Origin of the sequence: Synechocystis sp. FACHB-908 (assembly GCF_014698595.1) — a bacterium.
Classification (GTDB): Bacteria; Cyanobacteriota; Cyanobacteriia; order Cyanobacteriales; family Microcystaceae; genus Synechocystis.
Map to the genome: position 1 here is coordinate 1 of NZ_JACJTH010000010.1, position 22,683 is coordinate 22,683.

22 protein-coding genes are annotated in these 22,683 nt (G+C 48.4%); 10 read left to right on the forward strand and 12 right to left on the reverse strand.

Features of this window, described 5'->3' with window-relative positions; all coding sequences use genetic code 11:
* Positions 1-132, forward strand: a 132-nt coding sequence (locus H6G46_RS02565) for a transposase (RefSeq protein ID WP_190759818.1), incomplete at its 5' end; no start/stop codon positions are given.
* A 429-nt stretch (positions 133-561) separates the two neighbouring features.
* Here the strand turns inward: H6G46_RS02565 and psbC are convergent.
* The 4 genes from psbC to H6G46_RS02585 all read right to left on the reverse strand — a co-directional run bounded on the left by psbC (position 562) and on the right by H6G46_RS02585 (position 5,126).
* Complete coding sequence (gene psbC, locus H6G46_RS02570) at positions 562-1,944, reverse strand: photosystem II reaction center protein CP43 (RefSeq protein ID WP_014407100.1); 1,383 nt, start codon at positions 1,942-1,944, stop codon at positions 562-564.
* Positions 1,928-2,986: a photosystem II D2 protein (photosystem q(a) protein) gene (gene psbD, locus H6G46_RS02575; protein ID WP_010872429.1), complete on the reverse strand. Its 1,059-nt coding sequence runs from the start codon at positions 2,984-2,986 to the stop codon at positions 1,928-1,930. The genes psbC and psbD overlap by 17 nt, the downstream gene beginning before the upstream one ends.
* Positions 2,987-3,323: 337 nt before the next feature.
* Positions 3,324-4,667: a chromosomal replication initiator protein DnaA gene (gene dnaA, locus H6G46_RS02580; RefSeq protein WP_010872430.1), complete on the reverse strand. Its 1,344-nt coding sequence runs from the start codon at positions 4,665-4,667 to the stop codon at positions 3,324-3,326.
* A 54-nt stretch (positions 4,668-4,721) separates the two neighbouring features.
* The gene (locus H6G46_RS02585; RefSeq protein WP_041425957.1) at positions 4,722-5,126 is read right to left on the reverse strand and encodes a YidH family protein; all 405 of its coding nucleotides are present in this window, start codon (positions 5,124-5,126) and stop codon (positions 4,722-4,724) included.
* Positions 5,127-5,343: 217 nt separating this feature from the next.
* On the opposite strand from H6G46_RS02585, the gene purT reads away from it, so the two are divergent.
* Positions 5,344-6,519, forward strand: a complete 1,176-nt coding sequence (gene purT, locus H6G46_RS02590) for a phosphoribosylglycinamide formyltransferase 2 (protein WP_010872432.1) — start codon at positions 5,344-5,346, stop codon at positions 6,517-6,519.
* A gap of 164 nt (positions 6,520-6,683) precedes the next feature.
* Here purT and H6G46_RS02595 read toward each other — a convergent pair whose 3' ends face one another.
* The gene (locus H6G46_RS02595; RefSeq protein ID WP_010872433.1) at positions 6,684-6,992 is read right to left on the reverse strand and encodes a YkvA family protein; all 309 of its coding nucleotides are present in this window, start codon (positions 6,990-6,992) and stop codon (positions 6,684-6,686) included.
* 189 nt (positions 6,993-7,181) lie between these two features.
* Here H6G46_RS02595 and H6G46_RS02600 point away from each other — a divergent pair, with 189 nt between their 5' ends.
* Entirely contained in the window at positions 7,182-8,162 is a 981-nt protein-coding gene (locus H6G46_RS02600) for an LmbP protein (RefSeq protein ID WP_010872434.1), read from the forward strand.
* Between the two features lie 87 nt (positions 8,163-8,249).
* A complete protein-coding gene (locus tag H6G46_RS02605) occupies positions 8,250-9,641 on the forward strand; it encodes a TldD/PmbA family protein (RefSeq protein WP_010872435.1) in 1,392 nt (463 codons plus the stop codon).
* Here H6G46_RS02605 and mnmA read toward each other — a convergent pair.
* The 3 genes from mnmA to H6G46_RS02620 form a co-directional block, all read right to left on the reverse strand.
* Positions 9,638-10,714 carry a tRNA 2-thiouridine(34) synthase MnmA gene (gene mnmA / locus H6G46_RS02610; RefSeq protein WP_010872436.1) on the reverse strand — a complete coding sequence of 359 codons (1,077 nt, stop codon included), beginning with the start codon at positions 10,712-10,714 and terminating at the stop codon, positions 9,638-9,640. The two genes, H6G46_RS02605 and mnmA, sit on opposite strands and share 4 nt — an antisense overlap.
* A 113-nt stretch (positions 10,715-10,827) precedes the next feature.
* Positions 10,828-11,925, reverse strand: a complete 1,098-nt coding sequence (locus tag H6G46_RS02615) for a hypothetical protein (RefSeq protein ID WP_010872437.1) — start codon at positions 11,923-11,925, stop codon at positions 10,828-10,830.
* An 8-nt stretch (positions 11,926-11,933) separates the two neighbouring features.
* On the reverse strand, positions 11,934-13,400 hold the full coding sequence (locus H6G46_RS02620; protein ID WP_020861692.1) for a glycoside hydrolase family 13 protein: 1,467 nt from the start codon (positions 13,398-13,400) through the stop codon (positions 11,934-11,936).
* Positions 13,401-13,521: 121 nt separating this feature from the next.
* Here H6G46_RS02620 and H6G46_RS02625 point away from each other — a divergent pair, with 121 nt between their 5' ends.
* A complete protein-coding gene (locus tag H6G46_RS02625; protein WP_010872439.1) occupies positions 13,522-15,246 on the forward strand; it encodes an ABC-F family ATP-binding cassette domain-containing protein in 1,725 nt (574 codons plus the stop codon).
* 100 nt (positions 15,247-15,346) lie between these two features.
* The gene (gene egtD, locus H6G46_RS02630; protein WP_010872440.1) at positions 15,347-16,360 is read left to right on the forward strand and encodes an L-histidine N(alpha)-methyltransferase; all 1,014 of its coding nucleotides are present in this window, start codon (positions 15,347-15,349) and stop codon (positions 16,358-16,360) included.
* Here egtD and H6G46_RS02635 read toward each other — a convergent pair.
* The 3 genes from H6G46_RS02635 to H6G46_RS02645 are packed head-to-tail and all read right to left on the reverse strand — an operon-like array spanning position 16,353 to position 18,536.
* Positions 16,353-16,946: a hypothetical protein gene (locus tag H6G46_RS02635; protein WP_010872441.1), complete on the reverse strand. Its 594-nt coding sequence runs from the start codon at positions 16,944-16,946 to the stop codon at positions 16,353-16,355. The genes egtD and H6G46_RS02635 overlap by 8 nt on opposite strands.
* Complete coding sequence (gene pyrF / locus H6G46_RS02640; protein ID WP_010872442.1) at positions 16,925-17,620, reverse strand: orotidine-5'-phosphate decarboxylase; 696 nt, start codon at positions 17,618-17,620, stop codon at positions 16,925-16,927. The genes H6G46_RS02635 and pyrF overlap by 22 nt, the downstream gene beginning before the upstream one ends.
* Before the next feature lie 46 nt (positions 17,621-17,666).
* Positions 17,667-18,536 carry a tetratricopeptide repeat protein gene (locus H6G46_RS02645; RefSeq protein WP_223211354.1) on the reverse strand — a complete coding sequence of 290 codons (870 nt, stop codon included), beginning with the start codon at positions 18,534-18,536 and terminating at the stop codon, positions 17,667-17,669.
* A 199-nt stretch (positions 18,537-18,735) separates the two neighbouring features.
* Here H6G46_RS02645 and H6G46_RS18360 point away from each other — a divergent pair, with 199 nt between their 5' ends.
* From H6G46_RS18360 to H6G46_RS02655, 3 genes are all read left to right on the forward strand, one after another.
* Positions 18,736-18,891, forward strand: coding sequence for a hypothetical protein (locus H6G46_RS18360; protein ID WP_223211355.1), 156 nt, complete (start codon positions 18,736-18,738; stop codon positions 18,889-18,891).
* Between the two features lie 4 nt (positions 18,892-18,895).
* Positions 18,896-19,303 carry a hypothetical protein gene (locus H6G46_RS18365; RefSeq protein WP_223211356.1) on the forward strand — a complete coding sequence of 136 codons (408 nt, stop codon included), beginning with the start codon at positions 18,896-18,898 and terminating at the stop codon, positions 19,301-19,303.
* 260 nt (positions 19,304-19,563) lie between these two features.
* Entirely contained in the window at positions 19,564-19,857 is a 294-nt protein-coding gene (locus H6G46_RS02655; protein WP_223211357.1) for a hypothetical protein, read from the forward strand.
* Positions 19,858-19,860: 3 nt separating this feature from the next.
* Here H6G46_RS02655 and H6G46_RS02660 read toward each other — a convergent pair whose 3' ends face one another.
* On the reverse strand, positions 19,861-20,103 hold the full coding sequence (locus tag H6G46_RS02660) for an HNH endonuclease (RefSeq protein WP_041425959.1): 243 nt from the start codon (positions 20,101-20,103) through the stop codon (positions 19,861-19,863).
* 113 nt (positions 20,104-20,216) lie between these two features.
* Here H6G46_RS02660 and H6G46_RS02665 point away from each other — a divergent pair, with 113 nt between their 5' ends.
* Positions 20,217-22,655, forward strand: coding sequence for a dynamin-like GTPase family protein (locus H6G46_RS02665; RefSeq protein ID WP_010872446.1), 2,439 nt, complete (start codon positions 20,217-20,219; stop codon positions 22,653-22,655).
* Positions 22,656-22,683 lie beyond the last annotated feature (28 nt).

Sequence of the window (22,683 nt, forward strand, 5' to 3'; positions counted from 1 at the left end):
CTTTTTTTGCCAAAGTATTCTCCTGATTTAAATGATATTGAGCATGACTTTAGTGCCTTGAAACGAGCTAGAATGTACGCTCCTATTGACACGTCTCTTGATGAAATTATCCGCTCTTACTGTGGCGTTTAGCATCTCAGTCTTATTTGAATCTACTATATATTCCGATCCCTATCCTCAGAGCCGTACATACAACCTTTACTGTATACGGCTCAAGCAGCGTCTTGAAATATGGATTCCGGTTAACTTTCGGTCGGTAGCATTCGCTTATTGAGACATCCTGTTTTCGCTAAAGGGGTCGGCATTGGTTACCCTCCCATTAGTGTTTGAACATTCCAAAGGGGCCATCCCCATCCAGTTAAACACCAGCGGGGAAAGGTTTTTGGAAGCCGTTCCAACTCCCCTGAACGACTTTCGAGTCGCGCGTCTAATAGGTAACTGGCCTCACTCCAAAAAATAGGATTATCTTAAAAATAATAATCCCCCACCAAATGGGCAGGGGACACTAATCAATTGGGTTTAACTAAAGCAAAACCTTTGCAAAATCAGAAAAGTCTCAATCTAGTCGAGGTCAGGCATGAACAACGTGGGTTCCGTTTCCCGGTCAATACCTTTTTCAAACCCAGCGGCCGCCGCCCGAGCACGACCAGCATGCCAGAGGTGACCAACTAAGAAGAAGAAGCCAAGGACAAAGTGGGAAGTAGCCAACCAAGCCCGGGGAGATACGTAGTTAAAGGAGTTAACGTCGGTAATAACCCCACCCACAGAGTTCAAGGAACCAAGGGGAGCATGGGTCATGTATTCAGCGGCCCGACGTACTTGCCAGGGCTGAATGTCATTGCGGAGTTTGTCCAAATCCAAACCGTTGGGTCCACGGAGGGGCTCCAACCAAGGACCACGGAAGTCCCAGAAACGCATGGTTTCACCGCCGAAGATGATTTCCCCAGAAGGAGAACGCATCAGGTATTTACCCAAACCAGTGGGGCCTTGGGCAGAAGCAATGTTGGCACCTAACCGTTGGTCCCGCACCAGGAAGGTGAAGGCTTGGGATTGGGAGGCTTCCATGCCGGTGGGGCCATAGAATTCACTGGGATAGGCAGTGTTGTTAAACCAAACAAATACGGAGGCAATGAAGCCCATTAAAGACAAAGCACCCAAGCTGTAGGAAAGATAAGCTTCCCCAGACCAAATCAGAGCCCGGCGAGCCCAGCCAAAGGGTTTGGTCAGAATGTGCCAGATACCACCGGAAATACAGATCAAACCGATCCAGATGTGACCACCGATGATGTCTTCCATGTTGTTGACACTGATGATCCAACCTTCTCCCCCAAAGGGCGCTTTCAGCAGATAGCCGAAGATAATCGCCGGGTTGAGGGTGGGGTTAGTGATCACCCGTACGTCCCCACCACCGGGGGCCCAGGTGTCGTATACACCGCCAAAGAACATGGCTTTAAAGACCAGTAACAGAGCACCACAACCCAACAGGATCAAGTGGTAGCCAATGATGTTGGTCATCTGGTTTTTATCTTTCCAGTCATAGCCAAAGAAGCTGGAATACTCTTCCAATACTTCCGGGCCACGGAGGGCATGGTAAATACCCCCAAGACCTAAAACTGCGGAAGAAATTAAGTGCAGCACCCCTACTACGAAGAAGGGGAAAATATCAGTCACTTCTCCAGCGGGACCAACGCCCCAGCCCAGGGTCGCAATATGGGGCAGGAGGATTAAACCCTGCTCATACATGGGTTTTTCGGGAATGAAGTGGGCAACTTCAAATAGGGTCATGGCCCCAGCCCAGAAAACGATCAAACCGGCGTGGGCCACGTGGGCACCAAGTAATTTACCGGAAAGATTAATCAGCCGGGCATTTCCCGACCACCAAGCAAAACCGGTAGAGGGAAGGTCACGTCCCCCCACCATCGAAGTATTAGAGAGCGTTACCACGGGGGAGAACCTCCTCAGGGAAGATAAAGTTTTCATGGGGTTGATCTTGGGGAGCCATCCAGGCGCGCATCCCTTCGTTCAACAAAATGTTTTTCGTATAGAAAGTTTCAAATTCCGGGTCTTCCGCCGCCCGTAGCTCCTGGGAGACAAAGTCATAGGCCCGTAGGTTCAAGGCTAAACCGACGATACCGACGGAACTCATCCACAGACCAGTTACCGGCACGAACAACATGAAGAAGTGCAACCACCGCTTGTTGGAGAAAGCAATACCGAAAATCTGAGACCAGAAACGGTTAGCGGTCACCATGGAATAGGTTTCTTCTGCTTGGGTGGGTTCAAATGCCCGGAAAGTATTGGAATCTTCCCCATCTTCAAACAGGGTGTTTTCCACCGTGGCACCGTGGATAGCACAGAGGAGGGCGCCGCCCAAAATCCCTGCCACTCCCATCATGTGGAAGGGGTTCAAAGTCCAGTTGTGGAACCCTTGCAGGAACAAAATGAACCGGAAGATTCCCGCTACCCCAAAGCTGGGGGCAAAGAACCAACTGGATTGTCCCAAGGGGTACATCAAAAAGACACTGACAAACACCGCAATGGGACCAGAGAAGGCGATGGCGTTGTAGGGACGAATGCCAACCAGACGGGAAATTTCGAACTGACGCAGCATAAAGCCAATCAGACCGAAGGCACCGTGGAGGGCAACGAAGGGCCACAAACCACCGATTTGGAACCAGCGGGTCAGGTTACCTTGGGCTTCGGGTCCCCAGAGGAACAGGAGGGAATGGCCGAAGGCATCGGCGGGGGAAGAGACCGCCACGGTCAAAAAGTTAGCTCCTTCTAGATAGGAACTGGCTAGACCGTGGGTGTACCAGGAAGTAACGAAGGTGGTGCCGGTTAGCCATCCCCCCAGGGCCATGAAGGCACAGGGGAAGAGCAGCAAACCAGACCAACCAATAAATACGAAACGATCACGCTTTAGCCAATCGTCGAGGACATCAAACCATCCTCTTTCGACTGGGGCGCGTCCGACTGCAATAGTCATAAATGCAAATCCTCTTGCGTAGCTAGCATCAAAGGCAAGAATTTCTAAAGGAGGCTTTTGTAATTTGGGTTATGCCATTTAGACTCCATTCTCTAATAAGACGAGACGATTGGAAACTACACCGCCGGGGTATAGCGGTTGGCCAAAACCCAAATGCGGCCTGTCGGTGGAACAATATTTGTTCTCCTGATGCCATTTTCTTATGGGTAGCAAGCCAGGCCACAGGGGCCAAACCTGCACTTATGTTGGCGTTCCTTGCCGAAACGCATCTACATATTATTAGCAAATATTTTACATTCTGACATATTCACTCTCATAATCGCCGATCGCCAGGGGTCTAGGATTCCGGGGCTTGGCCGGCAATATTGATGCGATGACTGAGGCTAGTGAGGGTCTGACTGGTCTCCCAATCTTTTTGCTGGAGCTGGGTTATTTTGTCGCAACTGTACATCACGGTGGTGTGGTCTTTCCCGCCAAAGGCTTCCCCAATGCGAGGCAAACTCAGGTCTGTGTGCTGACGCATTAAATACATCCCCACTTGACGCGCCAGGCTAACTTCCCGACGGCGGGAGTTACTGAGTAGTTCTTCAACCTTTAACTGATAATGCTGGGCCACAATGGTGATGATGGTCTCCGGGGCGGCGGCCACCTTTTCCACCGGGGGATTGAGCACCGGCGCAATGTTTTCCACTGTCATGGCCACGTTCGATAGGGACGTGTAGGCGATCGCCCGGATCAGGGCTCCTTCCAGTTCCCGGATGTTGGAAGTGTAATGGGAAGCAATATACTCAATGACCTCCTTGGGCAGACGAATCCTGTCGTACTCAGCCTTTTTTTGCAGAATGGCCATGCGGGTTTCCAAATCTGGCACCTGGATATCGGCAATTAAGCCCATGGAAAAACGGGAAATGAGCCGGTCCTGTAAGCCAGGAATCCTTTGGGGAGCACGGTCGGAGGCTACAACCACTTGTTTGCCCGCTTCGTGGAGACTGTTGAAGGTGTGGAAAAACTCCTCTTGGGTGTACTCCTTGCCCTTAATAAATTGAATGTCGTCAATGAGTAGAAAGTCTGCACTGCGGTAATAGCTTCGGAAATCCTCCATATTGTCCTGGCGGATGGCCGTGATCAGATCATTGGTAAATCTTTCTGTGGAAACGTAATAAACCTTGGCGTTAGGGTACATTTCCAGTCGGTAATGGGCGATCGCCTGCATGAGGTGGGTTTTGCCTAGACCAACGCCGCCACAGAGAAAAAGAGGATTAAATTCCCGTCCGGGGGATTCTGCTACAGCCAAAGATGCCGCATGGGCCATGCGATTGGTGGGCCCCACCACAAAACGAGAAAAAGTATATTTACCATTGAGCGCTGTGGCATTTTTAGGGGTGGTCTCCATGGGCAGAGAAGACTCCTGGCCAATTAAGCTATGGGGTTCCAAGCCATCGGTAATGAGCTTCACCGTGATCTCCTGGCCTGTTAAATCCGTCAGTACCTCCATCAGCAGTGGTCCATAGCTTTTTTGCAGATGGTTCAGGACAAAACCATTCTCCACCTGAATGGTGGCCACCCCATCCCCCAAGGAAATTAGGACTGATGCTTTGATCCAAGTGTCAAAGGCCGGTTTGGTTAACTGGGTTGCCAGGATTGCTAGGGCCTGTTGCCAAAGATTTTCGCAGGAGACCATCAAAAATATACAAATATACTTAGTAGGAAAACTCTATTGGTGAGCGTGAACGGCCTAAAACGATTGGAACATGATTGCTAAAAAAGCAAAGGTTCCCACCACCACCAAGGCGATCGCCACCACAAAACTAATGGAAAGACGGGACTGGTAAGTGAAACGTCCCCGTTCAATGTGCTTTAAATCCTGACGGTGATTAATGGCCGCCGCCAGTAGGGCTAAGGTGCCAATGATAATAAAGGATAAACCCAAAGTCCGGGATAGGTGAAAACCATTTCTGCCCCCCGGAAACGCGCCATGGATGGCAGCGACAATACGGTCAATGCCCACGCCAAAACTGATCAAAGAAAGGCTGGTGCGAATCCAAGCCATTAATGTCCTTTCTGCGGCGGCCCGATTCCGTTCCTTGGCCAATTCATTGGCTAAGTTATAGGGCTCTGGAGTTGGGGGATAATTATCCATACATTTCGCTAGCAAGTAAATTTGCTGTTTATCAAAAAAATGGACGCTAAAATCCCCTATTAAAGCCAAACCCAAGCAAAAGGCCCAAAGCCCAGAGACTTTGGACAATATGACCAGGTATTTGTCCCAGAGCTGAGGGGGCAATAGGCAATAACTGTGGGAAACTGAGAAAAACCAGATCCCTAGCCGGTTAACCCCCACCCTCTAACATTTAACCATGGCCAATCCTGTCACTTTGCCCCAAACTTTTCTGTTACTCGGCTCTGGGGAATTGGGCAAGGAATTTACCATTGCCGCCCAGAGATTGGGCAATCGGGTCATTGCGGTGGACCGTTATCCGGATGCGCCAGCCATGCAGGTGGCCCAGGTTGCCGAAGTCATTTCTATGTTGGATGGGAATGCCCTGGAAGCAGTGGTAAAAAAATATCAGCCGGATTGGATTGTGCCAGAAGTGGAGGCCATCCGCACGGAAAAATTGTTGGAGCTGGAAGCCGGGGGCTATCGGGTCATTCCCACCGCCCAAGCCACCAATCTGACCATGAACCGGGACCGGATTCGGGAGTTGGCCGCCCAACAGTTGGGGGTACGTACTGCCCGTTACAATTACGCCACCAGTTTGGCCGAGTTAGAGGAGGTAAGCCAGGCCATTGGTTTTCCCAATGTGGTCAAGCCGGTCATGTCTTCTTCGGGTAAGGGGCAATCTGTAGTTAACAATGCAGGAGAGGTGCAACAGGCCTGGTCAGCGGCGATCGCCGGAGCGAGGGGGGATCAGACCAAGGTGATTGTGGAGGAATTTATTCCCTTCGAGTTGGAAATTACGCTCTTAACTATCCGCCAATGGCAGGGAGAAACTCTGTTTTGTGATCCCATTGGCCACCGCCAAGAACGGGGAGACTATCAAGAATCATGGCAACCAGCCCCCTTAACCCAAAGGCAACTAGCCCAGGCCCAGGCGATCGCCAAAACCGTTACCGATGCTCTGGGGGGGGCGGGTATTTTTGGAGTGGAATTTTTCATTACCCCGGAGGAAGTGATTTTTTCCGAATTGTCCCCCCGGCCCCATGACACTGGCATGGTTACCCTCATTTCCCAAAACTTGAACGAATTTGAGCTACATTTGCGGGCCATTTTAGGTTTACCCATTCCTCAAATTAAACAAACGGGGCCCGCCGCCAGCGCAGTTATCCTCGCTCTAGAAGCTGGGGAAAAGCTTAGTTACGCCGGATTAGCAGAAGCTTTAACAGAATCCGGCACCGATGTGCGTTTATTTGGTAAGCCCAATGCCAGACCCCATAGGCGTTTAGGAGTTGCCCTAGCCCAGGCAGAATCGGTCGATGCAGCCCGACGTTTAGCCCAAACTGTGGCGGAAAAGGTAATAGTGCAAACAGAATAACAGACAAACAAAAACTTCCCTAAGGAGAGATTCCCTGGGGGAAGTTAAAAAGCTCTGGGTTTTGGTCACTGTATTCCGTTGTCGAAATCCTCAGGATCTGAAAATTTTCCGCAGTTAGGGAATCAGGGGAAATTTAAGAACATTTCAGGTTTGACCCGACCGAATTAACTGTGGGCCACGTCCTGTCCCACCACATCCACCACATCCACCACCACGGTTTCCTGGGGGGCATCCTTTTCCTGCTTGGTTGTCTTGTTTTTTAAGCCAGTGAGAACCATTTGGGAAATTTCCGATACCAGCAAAGTGGCAATTAAACCATCGTCAATCCAACCAAGTACGGGGAAAACGTCGGGCAGAAAATCGATGGGACTGAGGAGATACACCAAGGAGCCGAGGACAATCCACCAACGGTACCGGGGATGGTTCAGCATTTGACGGTACCAACCATAGAGAGACTCGAGGGAAAATTTCATGGGGTGCGGGGGGAAAGAACAATTTAATTTTGGCAGATCCAATGGGGGCTCCGGGGGGGAAAACTCCCAGGCTTGGGGACGGATTTCCCTCTAGCCTTGGGTTTAGCCAGCAGTTTCTCTTTTGAGCGCTGACATTGCCCCCCAGTCGGCAATAATGTATCTGTCGTTAACCTTGTCTTTGCCAGGCCCATGCTGATTTCCCGTGCCCCTGTCCGCATTAGTTTTTTTGGTGGGGGAACCGATTATCCTGAGTATTTTCTCCAGCATGGTGGTGCGGTTCTAGCTACGGCAATCGACAAATTTTCCTACGTTACTGCTAGTCCTTTTCTGAGTCATTTATTTGACTATTCCATTCGCGTTTCCTACCGCAAAGTGGAATTGGTTAAAAATCCTAGCGAAATGGAGCACGTGGTTTTTCGGGAATGCTTGAAATTCTGTGGTTTAGAAAAAGATATTGAGCTTCATAACGTGGCGGATTTACCAGCTTTTACCGGTCTGGGGTCTTCCTCTGCTTTTACGGTTTCCTTGCTCCAGGCTCTGCACTCTTTTAAAGGGGAATTTATCCGTCCTTTGGATTTAGCCTATGAAGCCATTTATGTCGAAAGGCATTTGGTCAAAGACAAGGTGGGTTGTCAGGATCAACTAATGGCCGCCATGGGGGGATTTAACTTGGTGGAATTTCGCAAGGAAGACGATATTGTGGTCAGTCGGGTCACCATGGCCCCGGAAAGGATGGCGGAGTTTGAAGAACATATTTTTATTGTTTTTACCGGCATTAAACGGCGGGCAGCCAATGTGGTGGAAAAGCAATTAAAAAGGGTGGGTGATAATCGAGAAACCCTGAAACTGATGCGTGCCATGGTGGACAAAGGTTGGGACATTTTAACTAGTAACCAATGTTTGTCAGCCTTCGGAGAATTATTGGATCAAGCCTGGCAGGCAAAGCGAAGTTTAGATGTGGGCATTTCCAATGGCGACATTGACCGCATTTACCAACAGGGAAGGGAAGCCGGGGCCTGGGGCGGTAAATTGCTGGGGGCTGGAGCAGGGGGTTTTATGTTATTTTTTGCCCCCCCATCAGTGCATCCCCGTTTGGCGGAAACTTTTAAGGATCATCAAGTCTTGTCGGTAAAAATTAATGCCCCTGGTTCCCAGATCATCTTCTCTTAGGTTGAAAGCTGTTTATTTCCATGGACCCTGACGGTCAAGCAAGGGCAGGAAAAGTATCATGGATGATGACGCCCTAATTCTTTGCCCATGAACTTAGCCACCATTAAAGTCACCTTGCCGGAACTAATTGGCCGTTACCAGTCCCAGGCAGACTTTATCAGTATTCGTTTGGAACAGTCCGAAGGAACCCAAATTAGCTTGCGGAGTGACCAGGTGGAAACCCTCAGTGAGGGTATTGCCATGGGTGGCCAGGTGCGGGTTTGTCATCAAGGGGGTTGGGGTTTTGCCAGTTTTAACCGTTGGGAACAGTTACGCCAAAGACTAGAAGAGGCGATCGCCGCCGCGCGATTAATTGGGGATGATGAAACCCTGTTGGCTCCCATTGATCCGGTTCAACAAACCTTTATCAATCCTTTAACGGGCAAAGATCCCCGCCAGATTAGTTTGGCTGATAAAAAAGCTCTGTGTGACCACTACAATGATTTGCTCCGGGGCACCAGCGATAAGATTACCACCACCCATGTGCGCTACAGCGACAGCCAACAAACGGTGTTGCTAGCTACTTCGGAAGGGACTCTGTTGGAGCAATGTTGGTGGGATTTGGAAATGCGTTTTGCGGCCACCGCCAAAGATGGCAACGGCGTTCAAGTAGGTAGAGAAACCACAGGCTCCCGCCGGGGCTACGGGGATTTGGAAAATTTAGACCAGGTGGTGCAGGGGGCGGCCCAACGGGCAGTGAAAGCGTTAACTTTGCCCACAGTGCAGGGAAAAACTTATCCGGTGGTGATTGACCCAATTTTGACTGGGTTATTTGTCCACGAAGCCTTTGGCCATCTGTCCGAAGCGGATATGCTCTACGAAAATCCCGACTTTTTGGAAGTGATGAGTTTGGGTCGGCGCTTTGGCCCGCCGGAATTACAAATTTTTGATGGAGCGGCTCCACCAGGGCACCGGGGTAGTTATGGTTTTGACGATGAAGGGGTGCCCGCCAGTACCACCCAGTTGATTAAAGATGGGGAATTGGTGGGTAGGCTCCATTCCAGGGAAACGGCGGGGAAATTGGGGGAAAAACCCACTGGCAATGCCCGCTGTTTGAACTACCACTATCCCCCCATTGTGCGGATGACTAATACGTGGATTGGCCGGGGCGAAACTCCTGTGGCTAATTTGTTAGACGGCATTGAGGAAGGGATCTATGCCCAAAATTGGCTGGGGGGTATGACCAACGGGGAAATGTTCACCTTTAGCGCTGGAGAGGCCTGGATGATCCGCCATGGTCAGCTAGCGGAACCGGTTAAAGATGTGACCCTGTCCGGCAATGTGTTTAAAACCCTGGCTAACATCGAGGCGATCGCCGACGACTTTTATTGGGATGAGTCTGGGGGCTGTGGCAAAGGGGGCCAAAATGGTTTGGCGGTGGGTTGCGGTGGCCCCAGTTTACGCATCCGGGATGTGGTGGTGGGGGGCGATGCCGCCTAGACCCCTGCTGTTTCGGACTTTTGGGGGCAAATAATACCTCCCCCTAACACCCGATCGCCGTCATAGAGCACTGCGGCTTGCCCTGGAGTGATGCCAAATTGAGGTTCGTCAAAGACCAGTTTGATTTGTTGATCGTGCCAGGGAATGGCATTGACGGTCACTGGAGCGGAACGGTAGCGCACCTGCACTTCACAGCGGATGGGGGCTGTTGGCTCTGGAATGGAAACCCAGTTGAGCCGTTGTACGTAGCATTCCCCACTGCCCGCACTCTGGCGATCGCCGACAATGACCCGATTCATCACCGGATCGAGCTTAACCACGTATAACGGTTCCGCCGCCGCAATACCTAACCCTTTCCGTTGGCCAATGGTGTAGTGATGAATGCCTTCATGGTGGCCCAACACCGCCCCGGACAGATCAACAATTTCCCCCGCTTTCGGGGCGATGTATTTGTCCAAAAAGTCCCGCATGGAGCCATGGGCTTCAATCAGGCATAAATCCTGACTATCTTTTTTTTCCGCTGTGCTCAAGTCAAATTCCGCTGCCAACTGTCGGGTCACAGTTTTGGTTTGCTCCCCCAGGGGAAACAGGGTGGCCGCCAAAATTTCCTGGGATAGGTCATAAAGGAAATAGGATTGGTCCTTCTGGCGATCGACCGCCCGCAACAACTCGTAGCGTTGACTGGCTTCATTAAAGCGAATGCGTGCATAGTGCCCCGTGGCAATTTTATCGATACCGAGGGACTGCTGAGCATATTGCAGCATAGGGCCAAATTTGACCGCCTTATTGCATTGGGAACAGGGTAATGGGGTCACGCCCTCGCCGTAGCCCTGCACCAGATAATCAATGATGTGATTTTGGAATAAATCTCTGGTGTCCACAATTTCGTGGGGCACCCCCAACTGCTCACAAATGGAAGCGGCATCCACTAGCCCTTCCGAACAGCATTGACCCTTACCCTTCATTAACCAGAGGGTAACTCCCACCACGGCATAACCTTGACGGTGCAACAGGGCCGCCGCCACCGAACTATCTACTCCGCCGGATAGTCCCACCACTACTTTTTGCGTCATTGCTGGTTTACTCTGCGCTCCAAATTGACAGGGGTTGCTTTAACAAATAGGCCCTAACCCAGCTTAACCTAGAAAAACTACCGCCAGAAAATGAGCATGAATAAAACCTTGATTCAATAATTTTCCTGATATTCAAAGCGGGTGTGGGGAGTGAAGTCTGCTAAACCATCACAGGCCATAATGCCCTGGGTCGTCAAACCTTTTGCTGGATAAGGATGGTAAATATTTAAAAAATCGTCCAACACCATTGTCAGATCTTCATAGGCTACCGTCTGCTTCCTTAGGGCTTGGTCTAGAAAAGGAACTAGGGATGCTAAAAAATCCTGACTAACTATGGTGCCCAATTGGGCTTGATCCGTTAGACAGTTAAAACTTTTCTCGACCATGCCATTACTTTGAATTTGACAATGGTCTTGGCTCCGCTGCCAAATTTGATCATCTTCCAGGATAGATCCCCCACCAAAGTCACGTTCGTGAGCAAATACGGTATGGACACAACCAACGGAATACACTGATGCTTGGTTACGACCGAAATAAGGATAACGAAAACTACAAACGTCCGTTAATAAATGGGTCTGGGGATGACGTTTAACATGGGCTGGGGCAAAAGAATCCTGGACGGTATGGAGCGATGCTCCAATAAATTTTAAACCCAATTGTTTGCGTTGATAGCGGTCCAAGTTTTGGTTGACTATTTGTTGGCCCGCCATTACCTCAGTGCCATAAATTACTGCATTTTTGATAAAATTTTGAGACAGAATACAAGACTCTTTGGCACTAAGAGCCTGTTGTTGATGCGGGTCAAGATAATTACGGGTAAAATGCATTACCTGGGAATGGGATTCGCTGTGTTCGATCATCCCAGTCAGTATTTTTTTCTGTTCTTGGGCGGTAAAATGTTCCCATTCCTGTCCCAGCAAAATTCCGATTAAACTTGTGGCAAATGCCGGATCAAGTTGAGGAAAATCATTAACCACATTGCCATAGGCCAAAGGATGGGATAAATAATTTACGCCGCCGACATAATCACCATAAAAAACCCTAGTTAATTTATCATCACTGGATTGGAGTCTTGTGAGCGCAAATTTAGTCAGATATTCATGGCCTGGCACAATGTAACAAGAAAAAGCCTGAACAGGTGGAGCTTCCCAGGATAGCAACCAAATAAACCCCAGAAAAGATAGACATTTTTGAAAAAATGCTAGCTTCATGACCAAAATCAAATGATGGCGAAAGCTGCTCCTGATTGAGGGGCCATGGTCAAAAGTAACCCTGCGGTGTTCCGGTCAATTACGGTCTCACCATTAGCGCTAAATACAGGTTCAGCTATGTCTATTTTATCCAAATTTATTATGTCTGGAGATAATATAATTTCTATTATGTTGTCACCACTATTAACGGCAACCATTAGGGTTTCATCGCCGTATTGCCGTTGAAAAACATAGCCCATACCTGCCGTGGCGATAATTTTGTAATCCCCCAATTGCAAACATTGATAGCGATGGCGCAGGGCAATCAATTGGCGGTAGAATTCCCAACAATCCAAGTCCCAGTCAGTTTTAGCAGGAAAAACTCGGCGACAATCGGGGTCGGCCTCCCCAGGCAAACCCACTTCGTCTCCGTAGTAAACACAGGGAGCACCGGGGAAAGTAAACATCAGTAAAAGAGCGAGGTTAACGCTGGGCCGATCGCCATTGGCTAGGGTTAATAAGCGGGCGGTGTCGTGGCTGTTGAGTAAATTTAATTGGGTTAACTGAATTTCCCAGGGATGTTGTTGCAGCAGTTGGCTAATTCTTTCCCCATAGGCTTCTGCAGTTAGGGCTGGGTAAGGACGATATTCTTCCCCCCGTAGATGTTCTTTTTGCAGGCGATCGCCAATGGCAAAAGCTACGGTAGGTTCGGTAAAGCGATAGTTCATCACCCCATCGAATTGATCTCCGGCTAACCAGGGGCTAGCATCACACCAAATTTCCCCCACAATGTAGGCTTCTGGATTAATGGCCTTGACCCTGCAGCGGAATTCTTGCCAAAAACCTTCCGCTTTGACACAATCGGGCACATCCAAACGCCAACCATCAATGCCCTGGGCAATCCAATACTCCCCCACCCGCATCAAATATTCCCGTACGTCGGGATGGTCATGGTTAAACTGGGGCAGGGCCCGCAAATCTACCCAGCCCCGATAGTTAGCTGGCAGAGAACCGTCATAGGCTGATAGGGGCCAATCTTCAATGTGAAACCAATCTAACCAAGGAGAATGGGGGCCATTTTCCAAAATGTCGTTGAAAAAGTAGAAACCCCTGCTGGCATGGTTAAACACTCCATCCAAGACTACTTTCATCTCCCGGCGGTGGGCCTGGGTTAGTAAAGCCTGCAACGCCTCGTTGCCCCCCAGTAGAGGATCCACTTGGTAATAGTCATGGGTGTGATAACGGTGATTACAGGCGGACTGGAAAATGGGGGTCAAGTATAAAGCGGTAATGCCCGAATCCTGGAGATAATCCAAATGTTCGATCACTCCCCACAGGTTGCCCCCCTTATAACCCTGCACCGTTGGCGGGGCCTCCCATGGTTCTAGCTTTGGTTGTTGAGCGACGGCGATCGCCTGTTGTTGGCCGATGGCAAAACGGTCAGGAAAAATTTGATAGAAAACGGCTTTTTTCACCCAATCTGGGGTTGTAACCATGGTGATTCTAGTCCTTGTTAATAATTTGTTAATATTTACCCTGTCGTAATGGTGGGGCACAGGTTTTTAAAGGCAATTTTTCGATACACTGGAAGCTCAGTTTCCCCCCAGCCCTATTCCTATGCTCCGACTCGAACACATCCGCAAAATTTATCCCACCGGCGAAGTTCTTAAAGATGTGAACTGGGAAGTTAAACCAGAAGAACGGGTAGGCCTGGTGGGGGTCAACGGGGCCGGAAAATCCACCCAACTCAAGATCATTATGGGGGAAGTGGAGGCCACTGCGGGGGAAATTATTCGCCCAGCGGCGCTGAAAATTGCCCATTTAACCCAAGAATTTGACGTTACTCCCAGCCGTACTTTGCGGGAGGAAATGTGGACGGTATTCACCGAGGCGAACCAGGTTCAGGATGCCATGCACCACGTCCATCAGGAAATGGAAGTAGCCGATCCCGATACCCTAGAAAATTTAATTCACAAATTAGATAAATTACAGCGGCAATTTGAAGGCCTAGACGGTTATCGTTTGGAGTCGCAAATTGAGCGGATTTTGCCAGAAATTGGTTTTGAGCCGGAGGATGGCGATCGCCTGGTGAGTTCCTTTAGTGGCGGCTGGCAGATGCGGATCAGTTTAGGCAAAATTTTACTCCAGGAGCCGGATTTACTGCTGTTGGACGAGCCCACCAACCATTTAGATTTAGAAACCATTGAATGGCTAGAAACTTACCTCAAGGGCTTAAAAACTCCCATGGTGATTATTTCCCATGACCGGGAATTTCTCGACCGGCTTTGCACCAAAATTGTCGAAACGGAACGGGGAATTTCCACCACCTATCTGGGCAATTATTCCAGTTATCTAGTGCAGAAAGAAGAAGGCAATCTTGCCCTGGCCAGTGCCTATGAACATCAACAAAAGGCCTTGGCTAAACAACAAGCTTTTGTGGATAAATTCCGGGCCAGTGCCACCCGCAGTACCCAAGCGAAAAGCCGAGAAAAGCAACTAGAAAAAATTGAACGGGTAGAAGCTCCTGTGGGTGGAGTAAGAACCCTAAAATTCCATTTCCCCCCTGCCCCCCGCAGTGGCCGGCAAGTGGCGCTTATTGAAGATATTTCCCATTCCTTTAACGATAAATTGCTCTTCCTGGGGGCTAATTTGGAAATTGAACGGGGCGATCGTATTGCTTTTTTGGGGCCCAACGGTTGCGGTAAATCCACCCTCCTGCGGATGATTATGGGTATGGAATTGCCAGACGAAGGGCAAATAAAATTAGGGGAACACAATATTTTGCCCGGCTATTTTGAGCAAAACCAAGCGGAAGCTTTGGATTTAGAAAAAACCGTTATGGAGACCATCCATGATGAAGTGCCCGACTGGAAAAATGAAGAAGTGCGGACCCTGTTAGGAAGATTTCTCTTTTCTGGGGAAACGGTGTTTAAAAAAGTGGCCGCCCTCAGTGGGGGGGAAAAAGCCCGTTTAGCCTTGGCGAAAATGTTGCTCACCCCGGCCAACTTTTTAATCCTTGATGAACCGACCAACCATTTGGATATTCCCGCCAAAGAAATGCTGGAAGAAGCTTTGCAGGAATATGAAGGCACCGTGGTACTAGTTTCCCATGACCGTTATTTTATTTCTCGAGTAGCTAATAAAATAGTGGAAGTTCGGGACGGGGAACTGGTGGCTTACAGCGGTGATTACCACTACTATTTAGAAAAGTTAGAAGTGGAAAAAGCCGAAGAAAAGCGTCGTCTGGCCGCTGAACAAGCTGCTAAAAAACAAGCCGAAAAACGGGCTAAACAAGCGGCGAAAAAGGCAGAACAGAAGAGCAAAAAAGTGATTGCTCCTTAGATACGGCCAGGGTAAAAATTCTGAATCTATCCCTGGTCTGTCGATCTGGAGGGACAGTTCAGGTTATGGTGCGAGGATGTGTTAGTTTTTGCACCTCACCATGGTCTCCGTTCAAAATTCCCTCCGCCTGCAGATAGAAAACCGGCTCCTCAGCCATCCCCAGAGCTATGTCAACCATGGCCAGGATGTTATTGCTGGTTTACAGCAATCCCCTAAAACTTTGCCGCCCCACTATTTTTACGACGACCGGGGTTCCCTGCTGTTTGAGCAAATTTGCTTACTGCCGGAATATTATCCCACCCGCACCGAAGCGAGCATTCTCCAGGCGATCGCCAAGGAATTGGTGCAAATTACGGGGCCCTGTGACTTCATTGAATTGGGTAGCGGCAGTTCCACTAAAACCCGGATTTTATTAGATGCCTTTGCGGAAGAAAATATTGCCCTACGCTATATTCCCGTTGATATCAGTGAAGCGATTTTAAGAGAAAATGCGGAGGCTATTTTAGCTACCTATCTCCACTTAACGGTGCAAGGTTTAGTAAGTACTTATCAGTTGGCGTTGGCATCATTGCCCGATCATAATTATCCCCATCGTTTGATGGCATTTTTAGGCAGTTCTCTCGGTAATTTTTCCCCTGAAGATTGTCAAGTATTCTTTGAACAAGTAGGTCAAGCGTTAGACCCAGGGGATTACTTTTTATTAGGGGTGGATTTATGCAAACCTGCTGATATTTTAGAAGCCGCCTATAACGATGCCCAAGGGGTAACGGCGGAATTTAATTTAAATATGTTGCGCCATTTAAATTGGCGTTTTCAAGGTAATTTTGCGTTGGATAACTTTTCCCATCGGGCTGTATTTAATCAGCAAAAATCCCAAATTGAAATGTATTTACGCAGTGGCACGAAGCAAACGGTGCGGTTGGAAAATCTTGATTTAACGGTGGATCTGCAAGCTGGAGAAACCATTCTGACGGAAATATCCCGCAAATTTTCCCTCCATGCTAACAATCCCAACGCCATTCCCCGGCAATTGGCGGACCATGGCCTAGAGCCACTCCAAGTGTGGACCGATGACCAACAATGGTTTGCTGTGATTTTAAGCCGGGTCAACTAGCAGCAAATACCCCTGCCTGACAATCCCTCAACCATAAACGAATGCCTTGGGCGATCGCCCCGGTGCTGGCATCCCGTCGGGGAGAAGGGGGCTGATCCGGGGAGCTTCCCCCTAATTGTTGGTACAGTAAGGCCAATTGCCAACCCTGCTCCGTTTGCACAAAAAATGCCCAGTAAAAATTCTGGCTGGCGATCGCCCGTTGGTCGGTGTAGCTTCTTTCCAGGGTGGTGAAAAAAACCTGTTTAGTGGTATCCGGTACTTCCGTTTGCCACTGTTGTTGAGCTAGGGGCAGGGGATCAAAATCCGCATTGCCAGCAATCAAAATGTAAGTTCTCAAAGGAACGCCACCAATTTGACTCCGTTGCATGACCCGATTGGTATAACTGGGCAGTGCGTCCAGTAGGGGGGGCATCAATTCCGCTAACGGTTGTTGGCAGTGGCCTCCGTTGGGGGAGCGGCTATTTCTGGCTTGGGCGGAGCTTAAACCCAGGCCTGTGACCAATATCAAGGCAAAGCCAGTGACAGATAGGCCAAATTTGACTACCGAGGAGAAGCCCAACAATTTTAAACAGCAAGGTCTTGGCATAATCTTTCCCAAGCGGCTTCGGGACTAGGATCAGCAGTGATGGGTCGACCAATGACCACATAATTGGCCCCAGCGGCGATCGCCTGGGCGGGAATCATGACCCGTTGTTGATCGCCTGGGGCCGACCAGAGAGGCCGCACGCCGGGGGTAACCAGTAAAAATTCAGGGCCGCAGGTTTGCCTCAGTTTAGCCACTTCCTGGGGGGAACACACCGCTCCATCAATGCCAGCATTTCGGGCCAACCGGGCCATGGCGTTGACGTAATCATCCACGGCTAAGGGTTGTTGTAACTCTTCCCGTAACTGGCGATCGCCAATGCTAGTGAGCAGGGTAATGGCCAACAGTTTGGGAGGATGGGGCAATGGGGCCATGGCTTGGGCGGCTAAGGTTAAAGCTTGACTTCCCGCAGTGGCATGGAGAGTGAGTAAATCCACTTCGTACCGACTGGCAGACAGGCAGGCCCCCAACATCGTATTGGGAATGTCATGGAATTTCAGATCCAAAAAAATCCTTTTACCCCGGTCTTTTAACTCCGCCAAAATGACCGGCCCCGCCCCCACAAATAATTCCAGCCCCACCTTCCAAAAACCTACCCCTGGCAAACGATCCACTAAGGCGATCGCCTTGGGTAAATCCGGCACATCTAGGGCAACAATTACTTGGTCTGGGGTCATGGCAAAGTTGAGGAGTTATGGCAGAGGAATGGGAAAATTCGAGCTTTTACAGGTCGTCACTGGGGGGCGGCAAAGTACGCAATACTTCCACCATGGTAGGGGTAGCAAATAGGGCTTTCGTATCTGCAATTAACTGCTCTCCCCAAAGATTTTTGACCAGGAAATCAATTTCCCCATAGCGACTATCTAAATTGAGGGCATCCTGGGCCTTCCGCAATCCTTCCTCCGTTTTGCCCTGTTTATACAACGCCACGGCGATCGCCAATTGGGGTTCCGGTTGTTCGGAGTCAATTTTGATCACTTCTTGCCAACGTTTGAGGGCGGTGTCAATTTTTCCCTGTTCGTATTCAATCAAACCAATATTGTTGAGGGCCGGCCAGAACTGCTCTTCTGCTTTCAATGCTTTTTGGTAGGCAGTGACCGCATCGGGATATTTGACCAACTTGAGGTAGGCATTCCCCAAATCAAACAAAGCGGCGGGGGTATCGGGGCGCTGGGCCAAACCTGCTAGCAACACCTCCACAGCTTGGTCATACTGACCTTTTTGGAAATAGGCATTACCCAAAGTAAACTTAATGCCTGCTTCCTCTGGAGCCAAGGCCTCGGCTTTTTTCAGCACTGTGATGCCCGGCTCCACTTCCTCCTGCTGTAGATAAAGAGTGCCGAGAATGAACCAGGTTTGAAACTGTTCCGGGGCCAGTTGGGTTGCCAGTTTAGCCCGGGGAAAGGCCAGGTCGTACTGCTGAAAGCGCACCAATTGCACCACATCTTCTGTGAGCGCCAGGCCCTGATCTTCCAACTGCTGTTGGTCTAAATTGGGGGTGTAGGGCAGAACCGCCTGGGAAAACACCGGAGCCGCCCCACCGGCCAAGCCCAGTTGTAGTCCCCATAAAAGCAACCAATGACGTTTTGACACAGTAAATTTTTCCATCGATCAATGTTTTGAGCCGTCGTGGGGGAACGTTACAGTCTCCCAGCTTACCCAAAGCAAAACCTAATCATTAGGTTAAATAGGGTAGGGCCCAACACCTTGGTGGTGTGCGTTTATTGTATCTAGCCCGACGTTGTTTTGGCCATCCATCTTCATCCTTAGGAGCCGGAAACAATTTTGTTCCATGCCCCATTCCCCCCTCAGCCAGGCTAACTTCACCGATGAATTTTTCCCCAGCATCTTTCTTTTCTTTCCTTATCCCTATGCAGCTTGGGCGGGAATTAATCATGCCGCTGGGCTTAGCTGTGACTTTTGGGTTAACGTTTTCCCCTGCCGCTAAGGTTATGGCCCAAACGCCCTCCACAGATCCAGACTTTGCCAGTGTGAAGCAACAATTGGAAGCCAAGCAATTCAAAGTTTTGTTGTCGCCCCCTCCCCAGCGGGGAGCCTATGGATTAATCAATGCTGAAAGCCGCACTATTTGGATTCATCCCCTCACCTTTGAACTGGGTATTGCGGTGCCGGTCATTATCCATGAGGCAGTCCATGCCGCCCAAGTATGTAAGGGTAAAGGTCAATTAGCCCCCCTGGGGGTAACGGCCGAACCATTGGTCTATGCCCAACCTTTCTGGCTCAGGTATGGCAATATTCACCGCCAAGACTTGGAGCGGGAAGCATTCACCATACAGACCCAACCCAATCGCATGGCCTTAGTTTCTGGTTACCTTAATCAATTTTGCCCATCTCGATAACTCATTTCCGCCAGGGCCAACGGGTACCCATTTCGGTTTTGGCGGACCAAATTAGGTAAAGCACCAACAGGCCAACGCCTGCAAGAAAGGGCAATAGATCTTCTTTCATAACTTCCCACGTCGTAATTTTGCTTAGGCTACAGCAAAAAAAGGCGATCGCCACAGTCAATGACGACAGACAGGTCCAAACTCAAAATAAAATTTCAATACTAAACAACTTTATTAATCTTTACAGTTTTCCTGAGTTGGTGGAACTATCATTGTTTTACCAAGATCCCAACTTGATTATAGAGTTTATGTTTTTACAGTCCTGGAAAAGCTTAGAGGGAACCCATTTGAAGGACAAGTACTTACTTGAAACCTTGCTTGGGATTGGTGGGTTCGGCGCAGTGTTTCTGTCAAAAACAGTCGGCCACGATGGGGCGATCGCCAAGGTTGCGGTGAAATTAATGGTCTGGGATAGCAAAAGGGAAAAAGAACAAACCCAAGAACTGGAGTTGGCAACTACGCTCAAGCACGACAGGCTAATCAATTTTGTCGATCTTGATCATTGATGCTTAGCAATGGCGACGACGAAAGCGGGGATCAAACTTAGCTCCTTTACTGCCATTACAACTCTGACAAAGAGTTTGCAGATTACTCATGTCATTACTACCGCCCCTTGCCAAAGGAATAATGTGATCTACCTGTAAAGCCGTTTCATTGTGACTACAACCACAAGCTCGACAACGGTAATTATCCCTTCGGAAAACATACTCACGAACGACGGCAGGGATGGGAATACGGGGCGTTTTTTCCATGGGAGTGGCACAAGAAACAAGGAAAATATCAATTTTTGTAAAGTCGAAGTCAACGGCCAATTAGTTTGAGCATAGCCTTGTATTAGAGCGATTTTTCCACTAACGAGGCTTCCATGTCCAAGATTGCGCCCCAATGTCAGAATCTCCGTGAGCAAGTTAATCAGTTAATCGAGCTTCTGCGCCAGGAACCCACACTCCGCAGTCAGCAGGACACCAGCATTGTGGAAACGGCCTTAGGAAAGGCACTGTCCCCCCGGTTTGAAATTGTTTTTGCCGGGGCTTTTAGTGCCGGTAAGTCCATGCTGATCAATGCGTTGTTGGAGCGGGAATTGCTTTATAGTGCAGAAGGTCACGCCACGGGGACAGAATGTCATATTGAATATGCTAACGCCAATGAAGAAAGGGTAGTGTTAACTTTTTTGAGTGAAGCGGAAATTCGTCAGCAGGCTTTGATTTTAGCAAAATATCTCAATGTCAATGTGGGGGATTTAAATATTAATCAACCTGAAGCAGTGAAGGTGGTTAGTCAATATTGTCAGAAAATAATTGCAGAAGAAGGGGGAGAAAATAAGTCAGAACGAGCCAAACAAGCCAATGCTCTACACTTACTACTAATAGGATTTGAGCAAAATCGAGAAAGGATTAATACTGTACAAAATTCCACGTATTCTATGGATCAGTTAAATTTTTCTAGTTTAGCTGAAGCGGCAGGTTATGCGAGGCGGGGAGCTAATAGTGCGGTGCTTAAACGATTGGATTATTTTTGTAATCACTCATTATTAAAAGATGGCAATGTCTTGGTGGATTTGCCAGGGATTGATGCCCCAGTTAAAGAAGATGCGGAAAGAGCTTACCGTAAAATTGAAAGCCCGGATACCTCAGCAGTGATCTGTGTGCTTAAACCAGCGGCAGCAGGAGATATGAGTGCAGAAGAAACACAATTATTAGAACGCATCAGCAAAAATCATGGCATCCGAGATCGGGTATTTTATGTGTTTAATCGCATTGACGATACTTGGTACAATACTCAACTGCGACAACGGCTAGAGGGTTTAATTCAGTCGCAATTTCGGGATAATTCTAGGGTCTATAAAACCAGTGGTTTACTTGGTTTCTACGGCAGTCAAGTTAAGCAGACTAATAGTAGTACTCGTTTTGGCTTGGACTCAATTTTTGCCACCACCATCAAAGGTTTTGACGGAGAGGAAGAAACACCACAATTTGTTAGCGAGTTTAATAACTACTGTGCTAATTCTGGTAAGTTATTGTCCACTGCTTTCCGGGTCTCGGTCAATGGTTATGAAACATCTAATGAAAATTATGTCAGAATTTTAAGTGAATGGGGAATACCATTAGTTGATCAACTAATCCATGACAGCGGAATTGAATCTTTTCGTTCTGGCATTGGTCTTTATTTAGCAGAGGAAAAATATCCTGAACTATTTGCAACTCTAGCTAATGATTTGCAACCGTTATGTATTGCTCTACGGCAATTTTATCTAGAAAATTATCGGCAGTTAGATAGTCAGCCCCGGGAAATTGCGGCGATGAAAGCTCAGGAATTAACTTTGCTTAATCAAGAAATGCAAAATCTGGGTATTGAGTTCAAAAAATATATGAGTGCTCAAATTAATGATGTGGTTATCGGCAATGATCGGGAATTTGACCAAGATTTTACTAAGTTAAAAGCAAGAATGGTGGCTCGATTAGATGAGTTGTTAAAAACTTTTTCGGTAATGAATGCCTATAAGCGAGCAACGGAAAGTCATCCTCGTAATTCCACAGCTCCTTTTATTGCAGTTTTGGTGGAGGCTTTATATTATCTTGCTAATGAATTGGAAGATGCTTTCATAGAAGCTATTCATGAGCTAGTTAAAAATTTCTTTCAACGATTAGGCGATCGCCTACGAAAAGTGGATTGTTACCATCAAGTTTATCGTTTGGTTGGCAATGATGGCGGTATTGAGCAACTATTACGACGGGCGGAAGAAGATATAACTAAAGCCTTGGTTAATGAAGCTCGAACGGAATGTGATCGTTATGTGCGGGAAAGTCCCCGATTTTATGATGAAGGTACTTTTTCCATTTATCAATTCCGGCAAACTCTCCAGCAAACTTCCCAGGGTTATGATGCCCAGGCGATCGTGGAAGCGGAACCAGCTATTAAGGAGTTGCTAAAACTAGATTTTGAACCTAAAGTTTTCAATACTGTACGGAAAAATTTCCGACAAACCGTCAATAATACCCTAAAAACCCATCTGCTACCAATGGCAGAAGAACAAGCCCAAATAATTTTAGAACAGTATGATGTGGCAAGGAAATATCGTGAGCAAACGTTGGAACAGGATGCCGAAGAAAAAATTGCTCGCAATTCCCGTTTACAATCGGAGATTAAACAGAAAATCGATCTTTACCAAACGAGTATTGTTAGCATTAATGAATGTTTAAAAGCCATGCAAATTTTTGAGCAGTTACCTGTTATTACAGAATCAGACATTACTAAGCAAGCAGAAATAGTTGCAGATGCAGATTTTGTGGAAATAGTAGAATAATCAACCATGAATTAAAATCTACATTGAG